General features: G+C 67.1%; 12 protein-coding genes. 2 read left to right on the top strand and 10 right to left on the bottom strand.

Annotated features, from left to right (window positions below; genetic code table 11):
- Positions 1 to 97: 97 nt before the first annotated feature.
- On the top strand, positions 98 to 1,006 hold the full coding sequence (locus AXYL_RS20550) for a LysR family transcriptional regulator (RefSeq protein ID WP_013394780.1): 909 nt from the start codon (positions 98 to 100) through the stop codon (positions 1,004 to 1,006).
- Between the two features lie 132 nt (positions 1,007 to 1,138).
- On the opposite strand, the gene rpsT is transcribed toward AXYL_RS20550, so the two are convergent.
- The 10 genes from rpsT to AXYL_RS20500 form a co-directional block, all read right to left on the bottom strand.
- Complete coding sequence (gene rpsT, locus AXYL_RS20545) at positions 1,139 to 1,402, bottom strand: 30S ribosomal protein S20 (protein WP_006396042.1); 264 nt, start codon at positions 1,400 to 1,402, stop codon at positions 1,139 to 1,141.
- A 263-nt stretch (positions 1,403 to 1,665) separates the two neighbouring features.
- Entirely contained in the window at positions 1,666 to 2,646 is a 981-nt protein-coding gene (locus tag AXYL_RS20540; protein WP_013394778.1) for a FecR domain-containing protein, read from the bottom strand.
- Between the two features lie 191 nt (positions 2,647 to 2,837).
- The gene (gene murJ / locus AXYL_RS20535; protein WP_013394777.1) at positions 2,838 to 4,397 is read right to left on the bottom strand and encodes a murein biosynthesis integral membrane protein MurJ; all 1,560 of its coding nucleotides are present in this window, start codon (positions 4,395 to 4,397) and stop codon (positions 2,838 to 2,840) included.
- A 109-nt stretch (positions 4,398 to 4,506) separates the two neighbouring features.
- Positions 4,507 to 5,265, bottom strand: coding sequence for a 3-hydroxyacyl-CoA dehydrogenase (locus AXYL_RS20530; RefSeq protein ID WP_013394776.1), 759 nt, complete (start codon positions 5,263 to 5,265; stop codon positions 4,507 to 4,509).
- A gap of 133 nt (positions 5,266 to 5,398) precedes the next feature.
- A complete protein-coding gene (gene adk, locus AXYL_RS20525) occupies positions 5,399 to 6,055 on the bottom strand; it encodes an adenylate kinase (RefSeq protein WP_013394775.1) in 657 nt (218 codons plus the stop codon).
- Between the two features lie 91 nt (positions 6,056 to 6,146).
- Positions 6,147 to 6,911, bottom strand: coding sequence for a 3-deoxy-manno-octulosonate cytidylyltransferase (gene kdsB / locus AXYL_RS20520; RefSeq protein ID WP_013394774.1), 765 nt, complete (start codon positions 6,909 to 6,911; stop codon positions 6,147 to 6,149).
- Positions 6,912 to 6,922: 11 nt separating this feature from the next.
- On the bottom strand, positions 6,923 to 7,105 hold the full coding sequence (locus AXYL_RS20515) for a Trm112 family protein (RefSeq protein WP_013394773.1): 183 nt from the start codon (positions 7,103 to 7,105) through the stop codon (positions 6,923 to 6,925).
- A 74-nt stretch (positions 7,106 to 7,179) separates the two neighbouring features.
- Positions 7,180 to 8,223 carry a tetraacyldisaccharide 4'-kinase gene (lpxK, locus tag AXYL_RS20510; RefSeq protein WP_013394772.1) on the bottom strand — a complete coding sequence of 348 codons (1,044 nt, stop codon included), beginning with the start codon at positions 8,221 to 8,223 and terminating at the stop codon, positions 7,180 to 7,182.
- Positions 8,220 to 8,633 carry an ExbD/TolR family protein gene (locus AXYL_RS20505; protein ID WP_013394771.1) on the bottom strand — a complete coding sequence of 138 codons (414 nt, stop codon included), beginning with the start codon at positions 8,631 to 8,633 and terminating at the stop codon, positions 8,220 to 8,222. The genes lpxK and AXYL_RS20505 overlap by 4 nt, the downstream gene beginning before the upstream one ends.
- Positions 8,630 to 9,253, bottom strand: coding sequence for a MotA/TolQ/ExbB proton channel family protein (locus AXYL_RS20500; RefSeq protein ID WP_013394770.1), 624 nt, complete (start codon positions 9,251 to 9,253; stop codon positions 8,630 to 8,632). Before AXYL_RS20500 ends, AXYL_RS20505 begins: the two co-directional genes overlap by 4 nt.
- 351 nt (positions 9,254 to 9,604) lie before the next feature.
- Between AXYL_RS20500 and xseA the strand changes: the two genes are divergently transcribed.
- Complete coding sequence (xseA, locus tag AXYL_RS20495) at positions 9,605 to 10,972, top strand: exodeoxyribonuclease VII large subunit (RefSeq protein WP_041654018.1); 1,368 nt, start codon at positions 9,605 to 9,607, stop codon at positions 10,970 to 10,972.
- Positions 10,973 to 10,999 lie beyond the last annotated feature (27 nt).

Here is a 10,999-nt window from a genome sequence, read left to right as displayed (position 1 = left end):
CAGGTGCCGCCGCTTCATCAGTCGTTCATTTGGGTGCATCATTCATCCGTACCGTCTCAGACAGAAGATGGGTGGCCGTCTCTAGACTCGCGAACCTATGTCCGGAATCTTCTCGATAGAATCGTTCAGTGGGTTGGTCGCTTTCGCGGCCACGGTGGAATCCGGCAGTTTTGCCGCAGCCGGGCGCAAGCTGGGCCTGTCCGCATCCGCGGCGGGCAAGGCGGTCGAACGGCTCGAACTCAGATTGGGCGTGCGGCTATTGCATCGCACCACCCGCTCGCTGGGCCCAACCGGCGAGGGCGAGGTTCTCTATCGTCATGTCGCCAAGATCCTGAAGGACCTCCAGGAGGCGGAACGGGAACTGCACCTGGTGCAGAATGCGCCGCGTGGCCGTCTCAAGATCAGCGTTCCCACTGTCATGGGCCGCCGGATCGTGTTGCCGGCGCTCAGCGAATTTCACCTGAGCTTCCCCGAGGTCCTGGTCGATATCAACCTCGACGACCTGATCGTCGACGTGATCGAGGACGGCTACGACCTGGCGCTGCGGCTGGGCGAATTGGCGGATTCCGGGCTGCAGGCCCGCCGGATCGGACCGCATGGCTTCACGACTTGCGCCTCGCCGGCATACCTGGCGCAGCGCGGCACGCCGCGGACGCCGGCGGATCTCAGCGGACATTGCTGTATCTATTACCGGTTTCCGACCACCGGCAGGCCAGAAACCTGGGCGTTCAAGGGCGAGCAGCCGGACAAGCCGCTTAAGCCTTCCGGCATCTTGAACGATGGCGAGGCCCTGGCTTCCGCGGCGATCAGCGGACTGGGGATCGTGCAGGTGCCGAACTACCTGGTAAAGGACGATGTGGAGGCGGGGCGGCTCACGCCGGTGCTCGAGGACTACACGGATAGCCGCGGCAGCGTTTCGCTGCTATGGGCGCCCCGCTCGGCAGAGGTCGCCCGGGTGCGCGCGTTCATCGATTTCTTTGCCGAGAGGATCGCGTCGCAACTGTAGCTGCCTCAGTCGACGGTTGCCGGAATGGGATAGGCGCGTTGCGGCGGCCGGGGACGCAAAAAAGGATGCCCAGGGGCATCCTTTTTCATTTGCCGTATTCGTGACGCCCTGAAAACAGGGCGGCAGAATGGCTTAGGCCAGCGCCTTGATGGCGGCAGCCAGGCGGCTCTTGTGGCGAGCGGCCTTGTTCTTGTGGATGATGTTCTTGTCGGCCACGCGATCGATCACGCTGGAGGCCTTCTGGAACACTTCGCCAGCCGCAGCCTTGTCGCCAGCGGCGATGGATTGGCGAACGCGCTTGATGGCGGTGCGCAGCATCGAGCGCAGGCTGGAATTGTGCTTGTTGCGCTCAACGGATTGGCGAGCGCGCTTGCGGGCTTGGGCGGTATTGGCCATGTTGCTATATAAGTTGAATTCGGCAAAGTCGAACATTGTAGCAAGTCCCTGCGGGATTGCAAGCTTTTAATGTCTGATCGACCGAGGGAGCGCCCGTCAACCGGGCGGGGGCGCTGCGGGAAAAATTCCCCGGGCTGGAGAGCCCTTGCGGATGGTCCTCATGTAAAGCCTTGAGGAAAATCCGTGGCGCCTACTGGATAAAAACACCGTAACTAGTATACAACGAAGCCGCCCTCGAGAGCGGAACGCCGGGCGCGGCGTTGTCAGGTAGCGACGTTGATGGAGACGAACCAAGGGGTGAAGCGGCGGACGTGGATGGGCATGATGTCGCGCAGCGTGTCCAACGCGGCGTCGGTGTCGTCCAGCGGGAAATGGCCGGACACCGGCAGGCCGCCAGCGGCCATGGAAACGCGCAGGGTGCCGCTGCGGTAGGGGCGTAGCGCCGCGATCACTTCGGCCAGGGGACGGCCCCGGGCTTCGACCCAACCGGCTTCCCAGGCGGCCTCGGCCATCAGTTCGGCGCGCGGGGTGTCCATGCGTGCCGCGTCGAACCGGGCACCGGTGCCGGCCCGGACGGTGCCGTGACCGCCGGACATGGTTTCGACTTCGACCTCGTGTTCATGCACCACCACCAGGGTGCGCTGGGCCTGTTGGCGCACCATGTAGCGGGTGCCCAGGGCGCGGACCGTGCCTTCGGCCGTCTGGACCAGGAAGGGGCGGCGCGAGTCGGGAGCCACCGACACCGTCACGGCGCCATCCAGCAGCCGGACCTGGCGGTAGGCGGGGGTGAAGTCCAGGTTGACCCGGCTGCGGGCGTCCAGCAGCAACTGGCTGCCGTCGGACAGCACATAGCGGCGGCGTTCGCCAGTGGCCGTGGCGGCATCTGCGGCGACGTTGCCCAGGGGATAGAAGGCGTTGCCCACGTAAGCCGCACAGGCGCCCGTACCGGCGAGCGCCAGCGCGCCGGCCAGGAAGCGGCGGCGTGGAGGGGCGATGACGGGGCCCGGGCCGGGGCCGGGAGGGGCCGCGTGTGGCGCGATGGCAGGGCCGGCGGTGGCGTAACCTGCGGGATAGGCATCGCCAAGCCGGCCGAACGTCGAGCCTTCCAGTGAGCCGGTCAGCTGCTGCCAGGCGTTTTCATGGGCTGGGTCGGCAGCGCGCCACGCCAGGAAGTCGTTATAGTCCTGTGCGGTCGCCTTGCCGGAGCGCAATAACAGCAGCCAATTGATTACCTGGTCCGCCATGGGTTGTCCTTGGGCGTACTTCACTTCATGTCCCCACAGTGCTTCAAGGGGGATCCTTTCGATGGCAATTTGTAAATAATAAAGGTTTTTTACCAAAGATTACCGGCTGATTGTCAATTCTTGACGAATCTAATGCAAAAAAGCCGGTACAAGACCGGCTTTTGAGGGGTATATAGGCAGATTGTCCGAACTTAACGCGACGGACGTCGGCCGAAGTCCCTAGGGCGGAAGCCAAACAGTAACAACATTCCGAAGTAGACCGCTCCACTGGCCGCCAGCACCCCGGCCAACCAGGCCACCCGCTGTCCGGAGTGGGACTGCAGGGCTATCCAGTCGATGCGCCCGTCCGCATACCAGAGCAGGGCCGCCAGCGCCGCCAGCGCGGGCAGCAGGCGCAGCGCGAACGCGGTCCAGCCGGGACCGGGCTGATAGACGCCGCGGCGGCGCAGTCCGATCAGCAACGCCAGCGCGTTCAGGCAGGCGCCCAGGCCGATGGCCAGGGCCAGTCCGGCATGCGCCATCAGGGGCACCAGCACCAGGTTCATCAGCTGCGTGGTGATCAGCACGCCGATGGCTATCTTTACCGGCGTGCGGATGTCTTGTTTGGCGTAGAAGCCGGGCGCCAGGATCTTCACGGCCAGCAGGCCGATCAGACCGGCGGAATAGGAAATGACCGCCAGGCGGGTTTGGGTCACGTCCTGGGCGGCGAAGGCGCCATAGTGGAACAGCGTTGCAACCAGCCCATCGGACAGCAACGCCATGCCCACCGCGGCCGGCAGGCCCAGCAGCAGCACCAGGCGCAGGCCCCAGTCCAGCAGCCCGCTGTAGCCGCCGTGGTCGTCGCGGGCATGGGCCGCGGACAGGCTGGGCAGCAGCACCGTCCCTAGCGCCACGCCCAGAAGAGCAGTGGGAAATTCCATCAGGCGGTCGGCGAAGGATAGCCAGGTCACGCTGCCCGGCGTCAGCCAGGTGGCGATGTTAGTGTTGATCAGCAGCGAGATCTGCGCGACCGAGACGCCCAGGGTGGCGGGCGCCATCTGTTTGAGGATGCGTTGTACCGTGGGGTCGCCCCAGGCTTCGCGGAACCGCAGCGTAAAGCGGGGCGTCAGGCCGAGCCGCGCCAGCGCAATCCATTGCACGGCCAGTTGCGCTACGCCGCCAATCATGACGCCGATGGCCAGCGCGTAGACCGGTACGTCCATGCGCGGCGCCAGCCAGATGCAGGCGGCGATCATGGCCAGGTTGAGCAGCACGGGCGTGAAGGCCGGCACGGCGAAGCGGCGCCAGGTATTGAGCACGCCCGAGGCGAAGGCGATCAGCGACATGCAGAAGATGTAGGGGAACATCATCCGCGTCATCCAGACCGCCGCGCCGAATTCGGTATCGCGGTCCGCCCCGCGCAGGCCGCTGGCCATGGCGGACACGACCCAGGGCGCGGCGACAATGCCGATCAGCGTGATGAACATCAGCGCCGCCGTCAGCAGCAGGGCCACCCGGTCCAGCAGGGTGCGGACCTCGGCCTCGGAACGGTTGTTGCGCGCCGCGCCCAGGATGGGCACGAAGGCCTGGGCGAAAGCGCCTTCGGCGAACAGGCGGCGCAGCAGATTGGGAATGCGGAAGGCGACCCAGAAAGCGTCGGTGATGGGGCCGGCGCCAAAGGCGCGGGCCACCAGGATGTCGCGGATCAGGCCGGAAATGCGGGACAGCAGGGTGAAGCTGCTGACCGTGGCCGCCGAACGAAACAGGCTCATGGATAGGACTACTGAAAAAAAAGGGCCGGTCCGGCCCGGCGAGGCTGCGCGCAAGCGCGAGACGCCCAATGAAAACAGGCCCACCTGGTGGGCCTGTCTTTGTACTACATCACTTCGGCGGCATGCGGATGGCGCCGTCGAGGCGGATGGTTTCGCCGTTCAGCATGTCGTTGGTGATGATGCTGTGGACCAGCTTGGCGTAGTCTTCCGGGCGGCCCAGGCGGGCGGGGAAGGGGATGCTGGCGGCCAGGGAGTCCTGCACTTCCTGCGGCATGCCGAAGATCATGGGCGTGCCGAAGATGCCGGGGGCGATGGTCATGCAGCGGATGCCGGCCTTGGACAAGTCGCGCGCGATGGGCAGGGTCATGCCGGCCACGCCCGCCTTGGAAGCGGCGTAGGCGGCCTGGCCGATCTGGCCGTCGAAGGCGGCGACGGAGGCGGTGTTGATCATCACGCCGCGTTCGCCGGTGGGTTCGGGCGCGTTGGCGCTCATGGCCTCGGCGGCCAGGCGCATCATGTTGAAGCTGCCGATCAGGTTGATCGACACGACCTTCTGGAACAGTTCCAGCGGATGCGCGCCGTTCTTGCCGACGATCTTGGCGGCGGGCGCGACGCCGGCGCAGTTCACCAGGCCGAACAGCGTGCCCAGTTCGAGCGCGGCCGCCACGGCGTTCTTGCCGTCGGCTTCCTGGGTCACGTCGCAGTGCACGTAGCGCTGGCCCAGTTCCTTGGCCAGGGCCGAGCCCGGCTCGTCCTGCACGTCGGCGATAACGACCTTGGCGCCGTTTTCGACCAGCATGCGCACCGTGCCGGCGCCCAGTCCGGACGCGCCGCCCGTGACGATGAATACCTTGTTCGCGATTTCCATGTGTCTACCACCAGTGAGTTCTAGGGATGAAAGCGGCGCGGCAGGCGCCGGATATGACTAGGCCTTCGGGGCCGGCCGGACGCGATGCGTTCCGGAGCCGGCGCCGAAGGCCTGTGAGCCATCGAGGCGCCGATCAGCCTTGGACGGCTGCGTACAGGCGCGCCTTGATTTCTTCGACCGCGCCGACGCCGGAGATCTTGCGGTACTTCGGCGCATCGGCGGGATTCTGCTGCGCCCAGGACGAGTAGTAATCGACCAGGGGGCGGGTCTGCTCGCGGTACACCGACAGGCGGTTGCGCACGGTGTCCTCGCGGTCGTCGTCGCGCTGGATCAGTTCTTCGCCGGTGATGTCGTCACGGCCTTCGACCTTGGGCGGGTTGAAGCGCACGTGGTAGCTGCGGCCGCTGGGCTGGTGCACGCGGCGCCCGCTCATGCGTTCGATGATGTCCTCTTCGGGGACTTCGATTTCCACCACGTAATCCAGCTTGACGCCGGCGCTCTTGAGCGCGTCGGCCTGCGGGATGGTGCGGGGGAAGCCGTCGAACAGGTAGCCGTTGGCGCAGTCGGGCTGCTGCAGGCGGTCCTGCACCAGGCCGATGATGATCTCGTCGGAAACCAGACCGCCGGCATCCATGACCTTTTTGGCTTCAATGCCCAACGGCGTGCCCGCTTTGACCGCGGCGCGCAGCATGTCGCCGGTGGAGATCTGGGGAATGCCGAAGTGTTGGGTGAGAAACGCGGCCTGGGTGCCTTTGCCGGCGCCGGGAGGTCCGAGCAAGATGAGACGCATGAGTGCTCCTGAAGGGGTGTATTTTTTGTGATCCGGGGAATTATGCCGCAATGCAGCAGCCGATGCGGAGCCGCGCCATAGGAAATAACCCTTATATCTGCTTGCTGTAGACCGCTCGGACGCGTTCCAGGTCTGCCGGGGTATCTACGCCTGCGGCAGGAGGGTGGGACGCCCGATGGACGACGATGACGTGGCCGTGTTCCATGGCTCGCAGCTGTTCCAGCGATTCGAAGCGTTCCAGCGCGCCCTGCGGCAAGCGCGGGTAGCGGCGCAGGAATGACACCCGATAGGCATACAGGCCGATGTGGTGCCACGCGGGCAGGCCTTCAGCCAGGATACGTTCGCCCGAGGCCAGCGCGTCGCGCGCCCAGGGGATCGGGGCGCGGGAAAAGTACAGTGCGCGGTCGTCCGCGGCGCAGACCAGCTTCACCACATTGGGATTGAACAGCGCGTCGGCGTCGGCCAGGGGGCAGGCGCAGGTGGCGATGTCGGCCTCGGGGCTGGCTTGCAGCTTGGCTGCGACGGCGTCGATCAGTTCGGGTTCGATCAGCGGCTCGTCGCCCTGCACGTTGACCACGATGGCGTCGTCGGGCAGGCCCAGTTGCTCCACGGCTTCGGCCAGGCGATCGGTGCCGGTCGGGTGGTCGGCACGGGTCATCAGCGCTTGCAGCCCATGCGCCTGGACCGCCTGCTGGACGCGGAGGTCGTCCGTGGCGACATAGACGCGGGCAGCGCCGGACAGCGCCGCGCGCTCGGCGGTGCGCACGACCATGGGCTTGCCAGCGATGTCGGCCAGCGGCTTGTCGGGCAGCCGGGTCGAGGCGGTGCGCGCCGGGATCAGGGCGATGAAGCTCATGCGGCGGCGGTTCAGGGGGCAGCGGGGGCGTCGTCCAGCGCGCGGGCTTCCGATTCCAGCATGACGGGGATGCCGTCGCGCACGGGGAAGGCCAGGCGGTCGGCGCGGCAGACCAGTTCGGCTTGCTGCCGGTCGTGTTCGAGGCGGCCCTTGCACAGCGGGCAGACGAGGATGTCGAGTAGGCGGGATTCCATGATCGGAATTCTAAAACAGTTTGCCTGGGGCCGGACCGGCTTTGCCGCCGCGGCACCGCCAGGCTGGCGTTTTTCTACCGCCGCGCCGGTTGGCGCAAGGCCTGCGCCAGCCAGTCGAACAACTGCGGATCGGAAAAGCCGGCGCGTACCGGGACTTCCCACAGGCGCGGGTCGTCCAGGGCGGCGCATTTGATCGCGTCCTTGGACGTGACCAGGATGGCGTCGGCCGTGAGCGCCCGGAAAGGCGATTCGGTGTAAGCGTGATGATCCGGCAGGGGCAGTGCGGTTGCCAGCGTGATGCCGGCGCCGCGCAGCGTGGTGAAGAAACGTTCCGGGTTGCCGATGCCGGCCGCCGCCGCGACGCGGGGCAGTCCGGCGAAGGCCGCCAGCGGACGCTTGCCGCGCCCCGAGATCTGGCGCGTGTCGCCCGGTTCCAGCCACATCCTGACCTGCCGCGGCTGGCCTGTGGCGCCCAGGGCTTGCGGCTGGCCGTCGGGCGTGCCGATGTTGGTCACCACCACGTCGACTTCCCGCAGACGTTCGGCCGGTTCGCGCAAGGGACCGGCGGGCAGCAGGCGGCCATTGCCCACGCCGCGTTCATCCTGCACCACGATTTCGATGTCGCGGGCCAGCGCCAGATGCTGCAGGCCGTCGTCCGAGACGATCACATCCACCTTGGGGTGGGCCCGCAGCAGGGCCTGGGCGGCCAGGGCGCGTTTCGGGTGCACGGAGACCGGGGCGCCAGTGGCGCGGGCGATCAGCGCGGGCTCGTCGCCAAAACGGGCCGCTTCCAGCTCGCCCAGCCCGACGCGGGCGTGGGGGCCGACCTTGACGCCGTAGCCGCGGCTGACCACGCCAGGGGTGTAGCCGCGCGACCGCAACGCTTCGACGGTGGCGATGACCATGGGCGTTTTGCCGGTGCCGCCGACGTAGACATTGCCGATCACCACGACGGGAACGGGGGCGCGATAGGCGCTGCGGCTGCCGTCCAGATAGCGCTGGCGCTTGCGCGCCACTTCCCAGGCGGTCAGCCTGGACAGCGGCAGCAGCAGATTGGAGAGCCAGCCGCCGTGCTGCCATTGGCGCGCCAGCAGCGTCGAAGCATGCTTGGCGGTCACCGGGTGGTCTGCGCGGCGAAGTTGACGCGGCCGATGCCAGCCAGCCGGGCGGCTTCCATGACGTTGATCACGGACTGGTGGGTGGCCTGGGCGTCGGCATTGATGACGACCAGCGGCTCGGTCTTGCCGGCCGCGGCCTGGCGCAGGGCGTCGGCGATTTCGGGCGGCGTGGAGACATCGATGAGGGTGCCGTTGAGCGCGTAGCGCCCGTCCTGGCTGACGGCGACTTCCAGCGCTGGGGGCGTGTCCTGTTCCATCGAGGCCTGGGGCAGGGTCACCTTCAGTTGCGTGAAGCGGGCGAAGGAGGTGGTCGCCGCCAGGAAGATCAGGATGACCAGCAGCACGTCGATGAGCGGGATCAGATTGATATCCAGCTCATCGCGGTCGCCGCGGGGGCCGCGGAAATTCATGAACGGCCCTCGCGCGGGGCGGATCCGGGCGAGACGGCGCGGACCAGGCGCGACGCGGCCTGTTCCATGGCACTGAGGTAGCCGTCGACGCGGCTGCGCAGGTAGCGGTGCGCGATCATGGCGGGAATGGCGATGAGGATGCCGAAGCCGGTGTTGTACAGCGCCATCGAGATGCCGCGCGCCAGCTGGGCGGGATCGCCGCCGCCGGGGGTATAGGAACCGAAGATTTCGATCATGCCGACCACGGTGCCGAACAGGCCCATCAGGGGCGCGACCACGGCGATGGTGCCGATGGCGGGAATATAACGGCTGAGATCGTGGGCGACGGCGCGCCCGGTGTCTTCGACCACGTTGCGCAGTTCTTCGCGGGGCAGGTGGCGGTGCCGCATCACGTCGGCGAGGATCCGGCCCAGCGGCGAGTTGCGTTCGAGGCGGTTGATCGATTCGGGAGTGTCCTGGCGGTTGCGCAGCATTTCAGCCACTTGATCGCTCAGGCCGCGCGGCATGACCAAGCCGCGGCGCAGGGAGAGGAAGCGCTCGAAGATCAGCGCCAGGCCCAGGACGGATGTCGCCAGCAGGGGCCAGATCGGCCAGCCGGCCTCGCGCAGTATGGAAAGCAAAGCGTTCAACTCCCGGGGGAGCCGGCGCGCAAGGGCGCGCAAACCGGCAACTGATCAAGCCGAAACTGTAACGGCGCGGCGGGGGGTGTGGCAAGTCGGTACGACCCCCAATCTATCCACAGATCCTGTGGATAATTCTGTGCAAAACTTCCCAGGAATGCTTATGGGCACAGGGCTTGCACTTGTTTGCTTCAATTGCGAGCAGCTCTGTTTTTGATAAATATCTATAAAAATCAATGATTTAATTCGAATTTGCTGGCTTTCGGGCCGGTTGCTGCAAATATGCTGGGACGCGGTATGATTGCGGCCCGCTACGCGGCCCCTGTGGACAGGTACGCATCGGAAAGCCCCATGACAATTGAATCTACAGTCACAAACAACGTATTTGCGCGGGATATCCTGACGGTTGCCCAGCTGAATCAAGCCGTGGGGCAGTTGTTGGAGCGCAGCATCCCGGCGCTGTGGGTGCGTGGAGAGATTTCCAACTTCACAGCGGCGGCTTCCGGGCATTGGTACTTCACGCTCAAGGACAGCCGGGCCTCCGTGCGCGCCGTCATGTTCAGAAGCCGCGCCAGCGCGGTGGGTTTCACGCCGCGGGCAGGCGATCAGGTCGAAATCCGGGCCCGGGTGTCCCTCTACGAGCCCCGTGGCGACTATCAGCTGCAGGCCGACGCCATGCGGCGGGCAGGATTAGGCAATCTGTACGAGGCCTTCCTGCGCCTGAAGGAGCAACTGGCTTCCGAAGGCCTGTTCGATCCGGCACGCAAGCGCGAACCCGTGGGGCTGCCGCGCGCGATCGGCGTGATCACTTCACTGCACGCCGCGGCGTTGCGGGACGTGCTGTCGGCGCTGGCGCGGCGTGCACCCCAGGTGCCCGTGATCATCTATCCGGCGCCGGTCCAGGGGGCGGACGCGGCAGGGCGGCTGGCCGCCCAGGTGCGCACGGCCAACCAGCGCGCGGAAGTCGACACGCTGCTGCTGGTGCGCGGCGGCGGCAGCATCGAGGATCTCTGGAGCTTCAACGACGAAGCGCTGGCGCGCGAGGTCGCGGCCAGCGAAATCCCCGTCATCAGCGGCGTGGGGCACGAGACGGATTTCACCATTGCCGATTTCGTGGCCGACGTGCGCGCGCCGACGCCGACCGCGGCAGCCGAACTGGCTTGCGTGCCGCGTTCCGAATTGCTCGGCCGGGTCATGCAGGCGGCGGAGGCCATGACACGGGGCCAGCAGCGCCGCCTGGAGCGCGCCGCCCAGCGGCTCGACCGCGCCGCCGCCCAACTGGTGTCGCCGGCCCAGCGCCTGGAGCACCAGCGCGAGCGCCTGAACAGCCTGCGTTTCCGCCTGGCCACCGCCTGGTCCGGTCCGCAAGAGCGCCGCGCCGCGCGCGTCAATCTGCTGACCCAGCGCCTGGCGCATCGGGTGCCGGACACCGGCCGTGCCGCCGACCGCCTGGCGGGCGCGGCGCGCCAGCTCGGCCAGGCGCATGCGCGGCTGCTGGTGCAGCGGCGCAACCGGCTGGCCGCCGCCACGGCGCAATTGCGCGCGCTGGACCCGGGCAACACGCTGGCCCGCGGCTACGCCATCGCGCGCGACGAGCAGGGCCGCATCGTGCGCGACGCGGCCGCGCTGGCGGCGGGGCAGGCGCTGGACCTGAGCTTCGCGCATGGCGGCGCCGAGGTCGCAGTCACGCGTACCCGCGATAGTCGCGAAGCGTCCTAAGCGCAGGCCGCGCGCCTGCCTGGCGGG

The sequence above is a fragment of the Achromobacter xylosoxidans A8 genome (assembly GCF_000165835.1).
Classification (GTDB): Bacteria; Pseudomonadota; Gammaproteobacteria; order Burkholderiales; family Burkholderiaceae_B; genus Achromobacter; species Achromobacter xylosoxidans_B.
The sequence above is the reverse complement of the archived record's forward strand: the minus strand, read 5'-3'. Positions and strand labels throughout refer to the sequence as shown.